At 53.3% G+C, this 15,375-nt stretch carries 12 protein-coding genes and 2 CRISPR repeat arrays (1 of these 14 only partly in view); all 12 genes read right to left on the bottom strand.

Going from position 1 to position 15,375, the window contains the following annotated elements:
• Positions 1–785: a CRISPR direct-repeat array (repeat unit 26 nt; unit sequence GAAACACCCCCGCGTGCGCGGGGAAG); it reaches 3,516 nt to the left of the window's first position.
• 51 nt (positions 786–836) lie between these two features.
• Positions 837–1,130, bottom strand: coding sequence for a type I-E CRISPR-associated endoribonuclease Cas2e (gene cas2e, locus HWX74_RS04615; RefSeq protein WP_176012431.1), 294 nt, complete (start codon positions 1,128–1,130; stop codon positions 837–839).
• Entirely contained in the window at positions 1,127–1,984 is an 858-nt protein-coding gene (gene cas1e, locus HWX74_RS04610; RefSeq protein WP_176012430.1) for a type I-E CRISPR-associated endonuclease Cas1e, read from the bottom strand. Before cas1e ends, cas2e begins: the two co-directional genes overlap by 4 nt.
• 57 nt (positions 1,985–2,041) lie before the next feature.
• On the bottom strand, positions 2,042–2,734 hold the full coding sequence (cas5e, locus tag HWX74_RS04605; RefSeq protein WP_217704851.1) for a type I-E CRISPR-associated protein Cas5/CasD: 693 nt from the start codon (positions 2,732–2,734) through the stop codon (positions 2,042–2,044).
• Between the two features lie 17 nt (positions 2,735–2,751).
• Positions 2,752–3,804, bottom strand: a complete 1,053-nt coding sequence (cas7e, locus tag HWX74_RS04600) for a type I-E CRISPR-associated protein Cas7/Cse4/CasC (protein WP_176012429.1) — start codon at positions 3,802–3,804, stop codon at positions 2,752–2,754.
• Positions 3,805–3,850: 46 nt separating this feature from the next.
• Positions 3,851–4,438: a type I-E CRISPR-associated protein Cas6/Cse3/CasE gene (gene cas6e / locus HWX74_RS04595; RefSeq protein WP_176012428.1), complete on the bottom strand. Its 588-nt coding sequence runs from the start codon at positions 4,436–4,438 to the stop codon at positions 3,851–3,853.
• Positions 4,425–4,949, bottom strand: coding sequence for a type I-E CRISPR-associated protein Cse2/CasB (casB, locus tag HWX74_RS04590; protein ID WP_176012427.1), 525 nt, complete (start codon positions 4,947–4,949; stop codon positions 4,425–4,427). Before casB ends, cas6e begins: the two co-directional genes overlap by 14 nt.
• Before the next feature lie 5 nt (positions 4,950–4,954).
• Complete coding sequence (gene casA, locus HWX74_RS04585; RefSeq protein WP_176012426.1) at positions 4,955–6,466, bottom strand: type I-E CRISPR-associated protein Cse1/CasA; 1,512 nt, start codon at positions 6,464–6,466, stop codon at positions 4,955–4,957.
• Positions 6,463–9,009: a CRISPR-associated helicase Cas3' gene (gene cas3, locus HWX74_RS04580; protein WP_176012425.1), complete on the bottom strand. Its 2,547-nt coding sequence runs from the start codon at positions 9,007–9,009 to the stop codon at positions 6,463–6,465. The genes casA and cas3 overlap by 4 nt, the downstream gene beginning before the upstream one ends.
• A gap of 190 nt (positions 9,010–9,199) precedes the next feature.
• Positions 9,200–9,571: a hypothetical protein gene (locus HWX74_RS04575; RefSeq protein ID WP_217704850.1), complete on the bottom strand. Its 372-nt coding sequence runs from the start codon at positions 9,569–9,571 to the stop codon at positions 9,200–9,202.
• Between the two features lie 297 nt (positions 9,572–9,868).
• Positions 9,869–10,702: a CRISPR direct-repeat array (repeat unit 36 nt; unit sequence GCTGGGGCTTGTAGAGTTTGAAAAGTGTGCTACATT).
• 114 nt (positions 10,703–10,816) lie between these two features.
• Positions 10,817–11,113, bottom strand: a complete 297-nt coding sequence (gene cas2 / locus HWX74_RS04570) for a CRISPR-associated endonuclease Cas2 (protein WP_254872337.1) — start codon at positions 11,111–11,113, stop codon at positions 10,817–10,819.
• Positions 11,114–11,145: 32 nt separating this feature from the next.
• On the bottom strand, positions 11,146–12,027 hold the full coding sequence (gene cas1, locus HWX74_RS04565) for a type II CRISPR-associated endonuclease Cas1 (protein WP_176012423.1): 882 nt from the start codon (positions 12,025–12,027) through the stop codon (positions 11,146–11,148).
• Positions 12,020–15,100: a type II CRISPR RNA-guided endonuclease Cas9 gene (gene cas9 / locus HWX74_RS04560; protein WP_176012422.1), complete on the bottom strand. Its 3,081-nt coding sequence runs from the start codon at positions 15,098–15,100 to the stop codon at positions 12,020–12,022. Before cas9 ends, cas1 begins: the two co-directional genes overlap by 8 nt.
• Between the last annotated feature and the right edge of the window lie 275 nt (positions 15,101–15,375).

Genomic DNA, 15,375 nt, shown 5'->3' with positions numbered 1-15,375 from the left:
AGCATTGCGCTGGAGGCGGGAAAGGGAAACACCCCCGCGTGCGCGGGGAAGGCGACGTCCTGGCCGATTTGGGACCGAAACGCGGAGAAACACCCCCGCGTGCGCGGGGAAGGCAAAATCATAACCGAAAGGATCGGAAAAATGAAGGAAACACCCCCGCGTGCGCGGGGAAGGCAACCTGGAATTCGAAGAGCCACCGGAGGATCTGGAAACACCCCCGCGTGCGCGGGGAAGGCTTGAGGCGGCTGATAGCTGCCCGTATGACTATGGAAACACCCCCGCGTGCGCGGGGAAGGCTTCAGGCCGCAGAGCCGGGCGGCCGCTTCGTCGGAAACACCCCCGCGTGCGCGGGGAAGGCCCCGATAGACCCTAGCCCAAACTTGCAAAGCAGGAAACACCCCCGCGTGCGCGGGGAAGGCAGCCGGCCGGTGCGCTCAAGCCGCAGCGCCAGAGAAACACCCCCGCGTGCGCGGGGAAGGCAAAAGATGAAAACGGTCAGTTTCACCCGGTGGAGAAACACCCCCGCGTGCGCGGGGAAGGCCCGGTGTTGGTTGCCGCGCTGCTGTATCCGGTGGAAACACCCCCGCGTGCGCGGGGAAGGCAAATCATCTGTAGAATTATTCAACGCGGATCTAGAAACACCCCCGCGTGCGCGGGGAAGACGTCAACCGGTCCAAAGAGGTGCCCTACCTGGTGGAAACACCCCCGCGTGCGCGGGGAAGACATGGTAGATCCGCCTGCCAGCGTCACCAGTGCGGAAACACCCCCGCGTGCGCGGGGAAGACTGGAACATATTGTTGGGAACCCGCACTGATATACAATATATTGATAAATTGTCAAACAACCTCTTGTGACTTTTCTTCACAGATCAGTTGAAATCCGGATAGGCTGGAAATGTTTTTACAAGGATTTCCCTTGACAAAGATTTGAAAAAACGGCGGTTCCGAGATTTCAAGAAATATTAAAATACCCGATTCCGGCGGACAGTATTTCAATACCAGATCAACCACTTTCCGCGCCAGTTGATCTTTGACGCCTGAAACAAATACATTCGGCTTCGGCTCTATGCACCACAGCTTCAATTTGCCCCGTACTGCGTCGGGAAGCGAGTTAGCGACTATAACGATCATTTTTTCAAGCCCAGTAAATTGATCAGATCTGCCGGGCATTTTTTCATCAGCTCATAATCAATGACCCGCCGGCGAAATTCAGAAATCGCCCGCTGGCGATCATATATTCCTCCCAGCTCACGCGTCAGGGAAAATGCCAGATCAAAGACCAGCTCCTTTTTGTAAAGATCCGCCACATCGTAAACAAACGGAAGCGGAGAGCCGGAATGCACAAATCCGAGACGCGGTGAAAGCCCCAATGAATAGATGATCGAAGTCGTCAGCGCATATAATGCCGCATTCGCCGCCGTGATGAGCTGATTGGTCAAATCCGATAATTGAAATTCCCCCGGTTTATAGGAACGGCCGCCCCAGTGAATGAAATATTTCTGCGCCAGTTCAGAATATAAGAGTTTTACGCGGCTTCCTTCCAGCATCATGAGTTCCGTCAAGGTCTTTCCGGAAATATCATCATTTGGGAAACGGACTTGAAACATCTTTCGCGCAATCTCCAGGGATTTCTTCGGATCCGACGCCAGTTGCATTTGCTTTTTGAAGCGGCTGGAGGTTGCGGTGGGGGATTCTCCAACTGCATAAAAGCAGAAGGAGTCCTCCCCCACCCAGCAGACGGTGCAGTTTAAAGAAGCAAGAATCTTGACTGCTTCGTGCGTCACGGACGTACCCGGCCCCAGGAGAAGAGTGGAGATCACCGCTGCCGGAAGACGGAACACTTCTCCATCCGCTGAAATCCATTTGACGCTGGAGTCGTCGATTTCGAGGCGGCCGTGTTCCAGGTACAAAAAGGGGTAGCGATCCCGCAGCAACGGCAGATCGGATAAGGTTGTTTTAACAATAATTCGTTCCCGCATCGTCATGCTGTATTCCTTCCGCTCTGGCGGCGGAACGATTGCGTCCTGCCGCCAGAGCCGGAATCAGAAAACAAAAACCATTTTGTTCACGCACCGTTCCCGATAGAGTTTGTGGAGACCGAAGCGCAGCGGCACATCCGCCAGCAGCAGACTTTCGGAATCGGCTTCCCGTTCCGGGACTTCCTGATAGACCCATTCCGGCATACGTTTTTTCCGCTCCGCCAGTTCCCGGACGCGGGCCAGCGCCTCGGATTCGGTTGGAAAACTTCCCTGAAAGATCAATTCGGAAGCGACGCAGCATTTCCGGCCGAGATAAAGCTCGTAGACCGGATTCCGCAATGCCGCCGCGAATTTCTCCGCCGGCTGTTCCGGCATGATCCAGATTGCCGCAAAACAACGATCAACCAGATAATCCCGGCGGGTCAGTTTGGCGCCGCCGCCGACCGGAGTGGAACCGTCCAGCTTTTTGGGCGCCATCAGTTTCGCCCAGTTGGTCGCGGAGCCGTAACCGTTGCCGACCATATGAAAGTCGGTGAGTGCCGGGCCGCTGTCGTGAAAGCTGTAAACGTTGAGCGGATATTCCGCTAATTCCGCCAGCAGCTCCTGCTGCGGTCCGGAAGCGCCGGCGGCGGCGAGCAGCATTCCGGTCAAACCGGAACGGGTCGGAAAACTCAACGTACGACGGGTGTCGAACCGGGAGTCATAGCCCCACGCCTGCAACGGCCCTTCAAGCCATAAGGTCAGAAATTTCTTCATGCCTCATCCTCCGGCAGTCAAATCGCCTGGATCGTTTGCTTCAGGGCGCTGAGCAGGGAATCGATATCGCCGGATTGGGTGCCGATCTCAAATTTTGCCCGCAAACCGAAAAGAGAACCATACATGCGCTCCACTTCGGCAAACCGTTGCTGCAGTGCCCGGATGCTGGCGGAGACCATGTCTTCGCCATGCTGCGGGCGCACCGGAGCATTGAACGGCAGCTGCATGCCCTGGCCGTTTCTTACCGTCACGATCGCATAATTCCAGGGGCAGGCGGCGGCCATCGTCGCCTGGCGCGCTGCCGGAAAAGCCTTGAAGAGCGCTTTTACGAAAGCTTCGACCGCCGTGTCCAGCTCCCCGCTGTGCAAATTTGCCGCCAACTGTCCCAGATCGAGCGACACATAACGGTAATAGGTCGCGGAATTGAACTCCAGCGAACCCATGTGGCCAGCTCCGGAATCTTCGCAGTTGCAGTCATCGACCGCGGTGAAGAAATCGACTTCAGAGGTCGCTTTGTGGGTTGAGATGGCATGGGCAAACGATGCGGCGGCCTCCATATTCAATTCAGGGACATTGGCGACCATGCGGCCGAACAGCGCGATATCCAGACCGTCCAGCGCGCTGTTGACATGCTGTTTGAGCAGTTTGACCAGCTCTTTTTCTCCCAGCGGCGAAAAGTCGTTTGCCGCACATGCCGCAGCGACCTCCGCCGCTTCGGAATTGGAAATGAAAAACAAGGTGTCGCTGGCTCCGTCTTTGACCGTTTTGGTCAATGCTTTTGCCGCGGCTTCCCCGCACTGCTGCGCCTGTTCCGGGGAGGCTCCCTTTCCCTCACACTGCTCCGCGATCTTTGCCGCAACAAGTTTCGTGCGCGCAGCGATGGCCACGCCCTCTGCCTGAAGTGCCAGGCGTACCGCGCGCTTCCAGCATTGACTGCTGACCCGGGCGCGTTCCACTCCGCCGATTATTGCGGATTTCGGCGCGCCGACATCGTCACGGTTGAGACAGGACACCGGAAAGGATTGCAGGATGTGAAATTCAATACGGGTGTTGGTGAATTTGCCGGTCATAATGAAACCTCCATAATATGATTGATTGAATCGACACGAACGATCATTATTGTTGTACGGGCATCAGTTGCAGCAGGCCGAATCCAAATGCCTTCCCATGTCCCAGCCCGGCGGTGAAGCTTTGCCGGAAGCGTTCCGGGGCCGTTACCCGGAGAACCCCGCGGAACTGTACACTGTGAAGGCGATAGGCGTGTCCGCCTTTGACGAAACTGAGGCTGGGACGGACGAATAGTTCCAGCGTTTCCGGATCCGCCTGAAAACCCCATTGTTCTGCATGGCCGACAAACCAGTTCAACAGCGGCAGTTGACCGATGACCGGTTCCCGCTTGCGGGTTTTGGGGTTGCATTTGACCGGATTGAGCAAGACTTCAAAGCGATATTCCCGGGCTGCAAAAAAACGTTCTCCGATTCGCAGTGTGGACGCCTGGACATCCGGCGGGAGTTCCGGCTGCACGCCCGAAAGAATCACGATTTCCCGGCCGTCCCGGCGCGGTCCTCGGTCCGCGTAGAGGATGCGCTGCGATCCTTCCTGAGGCGGAAACATGGAATATACAGTGCGGTGAATACCGTAGGCGTCGGAGATTTTCTCCTGGCGGCAGAATTTCACATCCAGCAGTAATTTAGTCAGAAACATGATTTTCTTCCCCGGTGTCTGCGGTTTCGGCATGTCCGAAGAAACTGCGGGCCCAGCGTAGTTTCACCCGTTCATTCCAATACAGAATATCGGTCAGCAATGTGGCATAACCGATTCCGCCCGGCGCTTTGTTCTGCAAGTACCGCAGGACCGGTCGCAGGACCTCGCAGAGCTCTTCGGCGGAGTCGCAGCCGAGAAGGCGGCGGAACCGGCGCTGTTCCCGTTCCCTGGCATCCCGGTCCGGACAGCAGGCGTGAAAAACTTCGCCGAGGTTTTTCCGGCCGTCGGCATCGGGCTGTTCCCGGGCGATTGCCGCTCCGGCCAGCGCAAACGCCAGCCGTTCCCGGTCGCTGGCGATATCGCACCAGGCAGCCAGATGTTCCCAGGCGAAAGCGGCCGTTTGCGGATTGTCCGCGCGGCGCATGGCGGCGCGAAATGCGGTGTCCTCCTTGGCGCGGCGGATCACTGCCGCGACAAATCCCTGCGGATTCCATTTCTGTTTCTCATTCATCCTGTTCAACCTTTCTTTCCGGTTTTCTTTTTCCTCTGAAACGGCTCATGCTCACTCCAGGCCATCAGTTGACGTGCGGTATCGAAGGGGCAGAAGCGGTTGTAAAGCATCCGGACCTGGCGGCGCCACTGTCCCGCCAATTCCGGCGGGACTTCCTCATCGGCGATTTTTTCGGCGAAAGCGGCAGCCACGATCTGCTGAGCCTCTTCGCCCAGCAGTTCCCAGAACAGCGTCGCGGCTTGGGAGGCGATTCCGGCGCCGTTCAGATTCTGCAGTTCTTTGAAATACCCGGCCACGGAGGCATACAGTGTTTTGGCGCAGCCATCGATCGCGGCGAGCATATTGCAGTATTTGCGATAACCGTTCTGATCCAGGTTTGCCGCCGGGAAATAAAAATCCGCCTCGACGTAATCATTTTTTCCGGAGAGATATTGTTCCCCGGCATTAGAACTGACCTGGACTCCGGCTGTCCAGACGTGGATTTCGGTGTCCGGAGAGATTTTTTCGAGGCCGCAGGAGAGCGTATAAGGCGCCTTTCGGCGCTGCTCTGCCTGCAGAAAGGCGAGAATCGCCGGCAGCTCCCGCCAGGGACGGTGCTCCGGATTGGTCCATACCGCCCGGTCTTTGTTTTTGTCGCGGTACAAAGTCAGCGCCGGATCGACCAGCCCGGAAAGATGATTGGGATACCGGATTCCCTCTGTCATGACGACATTCGGCGGGCAAAGCAGGTAGAATTTGTCGAGCGGCAGCAGCGCCCCCTGGTAGGTGTGCCGGTATTCCCGCGCCCGCGGGCAATCTTCGCCTTCCGGCATCTTTTCCCAGCAGGGACGTCCCATACCGCGCGAAAAGACCGACAATCCGGCAACATCCTCTTCGGTCAGCAGATTGAGGCGGATGGTTTCCAGCAGCGTTGTGCCCTGCAGGTAACTGTGCAGATAACCCTGAAAACCCAGCAGGGTTCCCGGCACGCCGGAAGCCGGCTTCCCCTTCTCATTGAATTTTCCCGTATAGCCGGGAGTCAGTACGATGGAATTGTCGTATTTCTTACCGCCGAACCCGAAGCCGCAGCCGCGCAGCAGCAGCAGGGGAAGCTCGGCAATTTCCGGCGCGGCCGGCAGATTCCAGTGGGTCAGCACCGGTTTGTTGCCGGTTGAGACACTCGGCTGCAGCGCGGAAAGCGGCTGGAGCTTTTGGCTGCTTTTCAGCTGCGGGAACTGCAGAAACGGATGTTTGCCGAAAAGCTCGAAGCAGTCATGATGCTGTTCCAGATAACGCAGGACGCCTGCCGCGATATCCCCGGGCGTAAGTTCCTGCCAGGTCGAAGCATCCGGGATGCGGACCGCTGCATGGGTCAACGCCAGCAGAAAACGCAGCAGCGCGATCTTGTCCAGCGCGTTGCCGCCGAGTCTGCTCAGTTCCGGGTTGGCGAAGAACATCTTCAAACTTTGTCGCGGCTGACCGATGACATTGATCCAGGGATCGTCGATCAGATTGAATCTGAATTCTTCGGGATTCATAACCACTCCTTTTGCTGCGGGGTATCATAAGTGTAACCAATTTTTTCATGGTAGCGGAACGGCAGGGGATTCGCCGCCCGGTCCAGCAGCCGGCCGTCGGAATCCAGATATGCCACCCGGATCGGGCGGAGCGAATCGTTGCCGATCCAGATCGCCGAAGCGAGAAATTCCGCCGTGAATCCGTCATAGCGCGGTGCGTGGTGTTCCGGCACGGTGATCAGCGTCCGCATGATCCGTCTGGCCGCCTCTACATGGCTTGACTTGGAGGCCGAGGGGGAAGGCAGCGTGATCGGAGCGCCGTCAAAGGGCGAATACAGAACATCAGTCAATGGTTTGCCGCGATTATTTTTCTCCAACAGCAAGATCTGCACGGTTGGAAGGTCATTGATACGGGTTGTCGCGTGGTCGTCGTCCCGCACGTCCATGACCGGGCCTGCTGCGATCCGGGCCTGACGTTCCAGCGTTTCGATCTTCCGTTCCAGCCGCTCCTGCATGGCCCTGAGCGCCCCGGATTCCGTGCGCCGGCGGTAGACCGCCTCCAGCATCGGCCGGATATCATCGGGCAGGGTGAGGAGGTGCTTGTCTTTCAGGGCTTCACAGGTACGGCAGAGCGGATAGGCTTCGTAGGGCAGCAGGGCATCGCAGTCAGGCAGTATTTGTTCCGGCTGGTCCAGCCGCGGATCCTTCAGGATGACGGCCCGCCTTTCCGCCCCTGTCGGGCGCGAAAAATCGAGTTTGCGGTGACGCCACAGCCTGCCGATCCGCTGAAAGAGCATGTCCATCGGAGCCAGCCGGGTAATCAGGGTATCGGAATCGATATCCAGTGATTGTTCCAATATTTGCGAGCCGACCAGGATCCGTCCCCGTTCAAGCCGTTTTTTTTCGCCATTTTTCCCCAGCAGCCCCACCCATTTGTTCTCATTTTCACTGCGGCGGCAACGGGGAAAACGTGAATGAATCAGGCCGATTTCGCAATCGCCGGCGCAACTGTTCAGCATCAGGAATACCTGTTGAGCCATCGAAACGGTATTCTCGATCCACAAAACCTGTTCTCCCCGGGCGGCCTTCTCCAGTGCGAGTTGCAACGTTTCGGCCAGATTTTCGGTGAAAGCGACCTTCACCGTCCGGGCGTCAGCGCCTGAAAACGGCGTCAGCTCCCCGCCGTTGGACGGATGGCTCCAGGTGACCAGCGGGTAAGGCAGCAGCGGCTGCGCCGGCTGTTGCGGCTCCAGCAGCGCGAATTCCCGGCGTGCCTCTCCGGTCAAGGTGGCGCTCAGGACGATGACCGTACACTGATAATGGCGCAATTCCCGGATCAATTTTTTCAGCAGAAATCCAGTGTAATGGTCATAACTGTGACATTCATCAATGATTACGACCTTGCCGGAAAGTCCGAAGGCCCGCACCGCATTGTGTTTGATATTCAGGACCGCCAGCAGGGCCTGATCGATCGTACCGGCCCCGAAGGGAGCCAGCAGGGCGCGCTTTCGGGTCTGGAACCACGAATCCGGATTTTCCGGTGTCGTACAATCTTCCGGATCGGTCGTTCTGAGATTCCATTCCAGCCAGGCATCGCCGTGGATCAGCAAAGCGCCGTGGTGTTTCTCCGCAGGGATGATTCTGGAGAGGAACTGGTTCAAGCGGGCATGGATTTTTTCCGAAGTGAGCTGTGTCGGCAATGCGAAGTAAATTCCGTCGGCCTGGCCGGCCGCCAACATCTGATAAGCCATGTAGAGGGCCGCTTCCGTTTTGCCGCTGCCCATTTCGGACTCGATGATCACGATCTCGCCGGGCACCGGTTTGCGCCGGCAAACTTGCTGAAGCGGATTGGGCTGAAATTCGAAGATGGCTTCAAAATCAAGGTCCGGCGTGACCCGAAGCGGCGCAAACCCGGCCGCGGCAACCGCCTCGGACAGGTCGATCGCATCAAACGGGGCGCCCCACGGCAGCTCCAGTCCCGAGCAGATCCAATCCGCAAGCACCACCGCTCCGAGAACCAGCGGCGCCTGCCAGGCTGGCAACGAGGTTGTATCGCACGGTTCAAGCTTCAATGCGGCAATGACTTCTTCACGTATTTGCTTCCGAAGGGCGCTCCAGCCTTCTCCGCCGCAAACTGCCGCCGAATCATTATAGAACTGCGGGTTTCCCAGTTTCCGGGCGATGCCGTGATGGGCCGCGGCAAGAGCGGCAAAACTTTCGCCGTACCGTTCCCGCAGTATCCAGCCGGAATACTCCGCGTGGTCCGCTCTGGCGACCTGCACGCCGAGATCCGGAAATTCGCCGAGAGCGGCATAGATTTTCTGCTGGAATCCGGGAGTGGCTTTCCCGATGTCATGCAGGGCCGCGAGCCATTCGGCGGCAACGGAGATCAGGTTTTCGCGCGGCGTCCCGCGGAACACATCCCGCAAAGCCCGCACCGTCAGAGCGCACAGTACAAGATGCGTATAAACATTGCAACCTTTTTGCATTCCGCAGGTTTTGGCCAGACACTGCTCCGGTGGCAAAAGGGCGGTTGCGCTCTTTTTGAGAATGGGTATTTTCATATCTTCCACCTCATGACAAATATGACTCTGCTCGAGCAAACATACGGCCTGCAATGTTTGAATGGCATTGCCGCCGGTATCATTTTTTTTTATCACACCGGCAGGAAAAATCCTAATCGTTTTGCCGGGATGGCCTTCAGCCAGTAACCGTCTGGCTGGCCGGGGCTGTGCCATGAAATCGGCAAAGCTTTCAAGCGGACGGTTTCATGCAATCGCCGGACTGGTATCTGACCCACGCGACGAGCACGGCATCCGTGCCGTTGCTGCCGTATTCGTAAACTGCGATCTGCTGTTCGTCGGCGGCAACTCCATAACAGCGGTCGCTGCCGATTCTTTCCACTTGCGTAGCGTAATAAGTCTTATCGTCGTCAAGAAGTTTTCCCACGGCACCGTTGGGCAGCCGGCACTCCAGGTTGATATAATCGCCGTTGAGCAGACACAGCGACTGAATCGCCGTCAGTTCGGAAATACCGAGCGCATGAAGCCGTTGCAGAATCAGATTGACATCAAGCGTCAGAATGATCTGATTCTGAATCTTTTTACCGCATAGGTTTCTACACATTTTTTCGTTCCTCGCTGATGGTGGCACCTTGTTTTTCAATGGAATCCTGGCCGGGAACCGATCATAAAGATCTGTTGCCTCTGCCTGAAACAACATGCGCTTGTGATTCAGAATTTCTTTGAAATAATCTCAATCCAATATGAACCGGGTACTCCCTTTCTAAAATGAACCGGGGCTTATAAAGTTTGAAAAGAGCACCATATTCATTATAACGCGTCAGCCACACAAAGTCAAGGAGGATCTTGTCGATTTAAAGAGAGCTATATTCGCATGTAAAAGCTACTTCGTAAACATTCCGCAGGGGCTTGTAGAGTTTGAAAAGTGTGCTACATTTGATACAATCCGGCCATAGCGTTCCATTCGCTGGGGCTTGTAGAGTTTGAAAAGTGTGCTACATTGCAATGTGGCCTTAAATGGTTTAAGTTCCAAGCTGGGGCTTGTAGAGTTTGAAAAGTGTGCTACATTGAAGCAGAATATTCCATACCGCAGATCAGGGCTGGGGCTTGTAGAGTTTGAAAAGTGTGCTACATTTTTCGCGGTATTTCGGTACGCCGTTGCAGGGCTGGGGCTTGTAGAGTTTGAAAAGTGTGCTACATTCGTCCGCCAGTTTTTTACTCGATCCGTTGAGCTGGGGCTTGTAGAGTTTGAAAAGTGTGCTACATTTTTTCGGGGATTCGTCCAATGCCGGCACCCGCTGGGGCTTGTAGAGTTTGAAAAGTGTGCTACATTGGAACCTTGACCAATCATCAGACCGGAGAAGCTGGGGCTTGTAGAGTTTGAAAAGTGTGCTACATTTTGCCAGACGGTCTTCCCATTGTCGCCTTGGCTGGGGCTTGTAGAGTTTGAAAAGTGTGCTACATTTTTCGCGGCGTCGAAAACTCCGTGTCACGATGCTGGGGCTTGTAGAGTTTGAAAAGTGTGCTACATTACTGCCGGTCGTCCAGATAATAAGTGAAACGCTGGGGCTTGTAGAGTTTGAAAAGTGTGCTACATTTTTTGCATCCGGAATATAGTTGGCAAGCTGTGCTGGGGCTTGTAGAGTTTGAAAAGTGTGCTACATTTTACGGTTTGACAAAGTATTGTATGGAGTTGGCTGGGGCTTGTAGAGTTTGAAAAGTGTGCTACATTGTAATCTTTGCAACAAATTGATAGGCAATAAATTACTTTGTAGAAGGCCTTTAAAAAAAGAGCGAAAAACCGGTAAGATTTACACCAAAGATAAGTTTTTTGCATAACTTTTGTCTTTTAGAAAAGCAAAAGTTGTTCGGGTTTCTTTTCTACTTCTTCTACTTTTTTGCCGTATAACGAAACCATATCGCCAAATTGTTTATCGGTTACCATCAGCAACCGGACTTTTCCTCCGGGAGGGACTGCATATTGAAGATAATTATAATACTTCTGGGCATTTTCTCTACTGGAACAGAATTTGGCGTAAACTGAGAATTGCAGCTGCAAAAAACCTTCGCGTACCAGATATTTGCGGAAACGCGTGTATTGCCGCTTTTCTTCAAGGGTGACCACCGGCAAATCAAACATAACCATAAGCCACACGGATTTTATCTCCGAAATCATCTTCAATTGTAACGTAACATAATTTCTCCGCTTTGAAACGACTCAGCCAACTGGTTGGCGGAACGTTGTATGAGGTCGGATATTTTCCACATACCGTCAGGAGTTTCCGTTTTGGCTTGCAATGAAGCGATCAAGCTTCTGCGCATATCCTGTGTCAACACGTCTACAATTTGATTACTAGGGTTCAGCCGATATACCGCGTGGTCAACGATTGTCCGAAATGGCTCCATAAGATCGTCCGCCAGGCAATATGCGTCATAACGGTTATGATGATTGATCCCGATAGTGGGATGCAAACCAGCTCCGCAGCAGGCTCGTGCGGTTATGGCGCGCAAGATTGCGTAGCCGTAATTCAGGAGCAGGTTACTGTCCTTTGCTTCGCGATTCCGCTGAAACGCGCTATCCCATAAGTTCTTCCAATAAATCACCGCAGCTCGTCCTTCGATATTTTCCGGATCGCCGGAATGAACTTTTCCCGCCAGTTTGAATAACCCGAAATCACTGTCGTGAAGTTCCTGCAGCAGTTTTCCCTGGCGGCGTATCTTTTCCTGAATCACTGTTTGCCACAAACGTTTACGCAACGGCAGCCTGGCTTCTATTTGACTGCGGAAACGCTCGTTTTGTATCCAGTTGCCTTGGATCGGCAGCTGAATGGACGCAGGCAGACGTTCCTTGCCGGAAACGACCACCACCGCGCCGCTTTCCGCCAAAGCTGACAGCAACGCTCCGGTGACCGTAACCGCCGGGTTGGCAAGAATAAGACACTGCACCTCGCCGACGGGAACGGTGACAGTTTGCTTATTCGGCAGCCGGATTGTCAGTAAATGATTGTTCAGACTCAGAAAAGCCGATTGTTCGGCGATTTCAATGATCCGCTCAATCATTGGCGATTTGCAACTCTCCGAAAACGTTCATATTGTATTTTTGCATATTCCACTTGAAGGCTGCTGATACAGTGGGCTGGAACCAGCATTTCGCAACTTGAATATCCTTCTTTTGCCTTGCGTCTAAGATGGAGCAGCAAGAAAACTGCGGCAGGGAGATGCCGCGGATGATGCACAGATTCTCCTGTCCATCCTTGGTAAACTTCACAATATCGCCTTTTTGCAAGCTGAATTTGAACCGCATTCCCGAACGTTCTTTTTCAAAGAGCGGTTGACTGCGCTGCTTACGCTGTATGGCGTCCATCAGAGAAATAATTTCGCCTTCCCACGCCACCTCTTCCCTGCGCTCATTGAGTTTTGCGAAGATTGCCAACACATAGTTTGCTCCATTGGCCACTTCGCGTTTGCCGTCTCCCTTGCCGATGGTACGGGTGTTTACCGTACGGGCGATGCGAACCTTTTTGATCGTATTTACCGCTTTACCGCTGCGGTCAAGCATTTGCGGATAATTTGCTTCGTCTTTAAAAACTTTCAGCATGGCATCGGTTACTTCGCAATCGCTGGCCACGCCGAGTCGATCGAGAATGATGTTCTTGATCACCGGATCGACAATCTGTTTGATATCTGCAGCGGAAAGCGAGTTGAGAGCCACCCGTTCGTGCCGGAGAGATTGACCGTCGCTGTAATCTTTGCTGTAAATTGTTTCCTTGTGCAAAGCTCCGCGCAATTTGTTGACCACATGGTGCGATACCGCACAGTGGTTGAGCATGGAGTATGCCTGGCTGTAGAATTTGCTGTCTATAAATTTTGGGGTCGCATCATTGAATTTTTTGCGCCGTTCAGGAGTCATTTTTGCTATTTCCTGTACCAGGCCCGGCGTAGTCAAAGCTATGGTCATTGCATCAACTGCATGATGCCGATGATCCGAACGGACTTTTTCACCTTCGCCCAAAAGATAATTGCCGCCCCAGGCTCGGCGGATCAAAGCGGTACATCCCCCGGCAATGGCAAAAACACGACGCTTATCAGTTTTATCAACAATTCCTCCATAAAGCATAGCAAGATACTGCATGGCAAGCTTGCTGGCATAACGTGTGTCGTTCAGATTGCGTTCCAGAAATTCTGCAGTTTCGACATTTTCCTGCTTGAACAACTCCAGTTTCCGCTCGGCATAAGCTCCTTTGAAATGTTTAACACGTTCCAGCATTTCGCAATATTCAGGGGAAGAGCCAAAAGCTTCATAAGGTGTACGATTACTTTTTTTGGCATTAAATTTATTGATGCACAGAGTTTTATTGGCAAAAGAGTCGTCAAACGAACGCGAATAGGGGATGATGTGCTCGATCTGCACGCAACCTCCATGTAACAGTTCGGTCATGGAAAATCTTTCGCCGGAGTAGGGACAGGTAAGACCGCATTCATCAGCAAGCATAACTTTCAATATGTCATTGCGTGAAGCTTTCTCCAAACCGACATCTTCGACAATACGCTTCGCTATGGCTTCGCGTTCTTTTTCCCGCATACGGTTTCGGATCGTGATCTGCTCGCGCTCTTTGTTGGTTGCTTTCAAATCCCGTGCCAGCTCCACATGGATTCGATCGGGCTTGCCGTAACGCTCGACAATGCGGTTGACCACACGGCGCATTTCGGTTAAGGTCCGGTGTACGATAGGATTGCGCAATTCAAATCCACACTCGTCAAGCAGCGGCAGCCGGTCGAGCTCCTGGCCGGCGGATAAGGAATGGTTATTGTTTTTCAACCAGTCGCTCAGGCTGACGCCGCCTTGGAGATCGGGAAGCATCTCCTGCAATGCCCTGAGCGAATAGGCGCAGTAACCGTCAGGCAGGGGAATCGCGGAAATCTCCGCTGCTTTTTCTGGCGGAAGTTGCCAATAACCGGTCAGGCGTTTGACCAATACCCCGCTCTTTTCCACCGAACGCAGATCGTTGAAAAACTTCTCCCGTTCACCGTCAGTCATGTCCGCGGCTTTATCGCCGAAAGCGCGGTAGAGTATATTGTGCAATTCATTGCCGTAAATCTCTTTGGCGCCTTCGCCAAGCGTAAATTTTTCACCTTTTCCCAACCCGGCGGCTTTTTGCAGTTTGGATAATGCCATCTTGCCGGATTTATTGAACAATGAGGAGTAGCTGTTGAGTATTTCGATGATTTTCTGCCGCTCATCTTCCGTCAGCGAACGGATTTGCGAATTACAGGCAATGCGCAGATTGCTGACCGTCGTGTAAATCCGGAACAGCTGAGCTTCCATGGTCGCCATGGCACAACGCCGCCGTTCCGGATAAATCCGGCATTTCCCAACCAATCCCTTGCAGGATTTCAATTTGCGCTGAAAGAAGATGGCCTGGAAAAGCTCTGCTTCCAGTTGTTCGGAAATATGTTCACGTTGCGCTTGACAAATCTTCCGGAATTCATCTTGAAACATTGCCCGTTCGGTATAGCGGCAACGGATACGCTCAACTTCGGGATCGACCATTGAAAAATATTCACCCAGGGTCCGCGCTCCGACGTCAGCAATGGCCTGTTTCAATTCGTCGATCCCGCTCTTTACTTTTCCGGCATTTTCCTGATCTTTCAGCTCCTGCTTGCGATTGCTCAAATAACCGCGCCGCTGGGCAAGGTGATACAAGGCTCTCCCCAGCTCGTACTTATCCAACAAACGGTCAAGTGCCATTTTGCGAAACAGGTAAGGCAAAACATGCCCCAAACGGTTGCGTTCGGTTTTGGGGAGCTGCATGAGCAGCGTTTGGTCGATTTTCGTAAAAAAATCAGAGTTCACGTTTTCCGGTAAAAAACCGTTGCTTACCAAGATGTCAAGCAGTGCTTTTTTGCGGGTTCTGCGACGTAAATATTGCTTGCGCAAGGCCTTTTTCAAACGGCGTTCTGCACAGCGCGATACGCCTTTTCCCGCTGAGATTTCGTTGGTTGTACCTTCGACTCCGGGTTCAAATATCCGGCTCCCCCACGCAATGAGTTCACGCTCTTTGCTGTTTTCGCTGAGTATAGCCCAACCGATTGATGAAATTCCCAAATCCAACCCAAGTGTGATCATGCTCATGATATCGGCTTTCTCTTATATAAATAACATAATACTGAACTATTATATCATGTTTTTATTATTATGCAATTTGATTTTGAAAAATGTCAGGCTATATTAAATAGTAACTCTACAAGTCCTTGTAAAAGGATTTGTTGGCTACTTTCTGCGGAAAGTCCATTTTGGCGGCTTCATAGCCGCTATTTTTTTGTCATAACAAATTTTAATTTTTCTGATTTTTTAATAGTCTTGATACGGCAAACAATGCCCAAGCATTTGGATTGGAAACAGAGCGA

The sequence above is a fragment of the Victivallis sp. Marseille-Q1083 genome, from assembly GCF_903645315.1.
Lineage (GTDB): Bacteria > Verrucomicrobiota > Lentisphaeria > Victivallales > Victivallaceae > UMGS1518.
This window is presented reverse-complemented; position numbering and strand designations above follow the sequence as displayed.

Coding starts and splice junctions, on each gene's coding strand:
- cas9 (WP_176012422.1), bottom strand. CDS start 15,100: ATGAGCATGATCACACTTGGGTTGGATTTGGGAATTTCATCAATCGGT.
- cas3 (WP_176012425.1), bottom strand. CDS start 9,009: ATGAAAATACCCATTCTCAAAAAGAGCGCAACCGCCCTTTTGCCACCG.
- cas5e (WP_217704851.1), bottom strand. CDS start 2,734: ATGAAGAAATTTCTGACCTTATGGCTTGAAGGGCCGTTGCAGGCGTGG.
- cas2e (WP_176012431.1), bottom strand. CDS start 1,130: ATGATCGTTATAGTCGCTAACTCGCTTCCCGACGCAGTACGGGGCAAA.
- cas1e (WP_176012430.1), bottom strand. CDS start 1,984: ATGACGATGCGGGAACGAATTATTGTTAAAACAACCTTATCCGATCTG.
- casB (WP_176012427.1), bottom strand. CDS start 4,949: ATGAATGAGAAACAGAAATGGAATCCGCAGGGATTTGTCGCGGCAGTG.
- cas6e (WP_176012428.1), bottom strand. CDS start 4,438: ATGTTTCTGACTAAATTACTGCTGGATGTGAAATTCTGCCGCCAGGAG.
- casA (WP_176012426.1), bottom strand. CDS start 6,466: ATGAATCCCGAAGAATTCAGATTCAATCTGATCGACGATCCCTGGATC.
- HWX74_RS04575 (WP_217704850.1), bottom strand. CDS start 9,571: ATGTGTAGAAACCTATGCGGTAAAAAGATTCAGAATCAGATCATTCTG.
- cas1 (WP_176012423.1), bottom strand. CDS start 12,027: ATGATTGAGCGGATCATTGAAATCGCCGAACAATCGGCTTTTCTGAGT.
- cas7e (WP_176012429.1), bottom strand. CDS start 3,804: ATGACCGGCAAATTCACCAACACCCGTATTGAATTTCACATCCTGCAA.
- cas2 (WP_254872337.1), bottom strand. CDS start 11,113: ATGGTTATGTTTGATTTGCCGGTGGTCACCCTTGAAGAAAAGCGGCAA.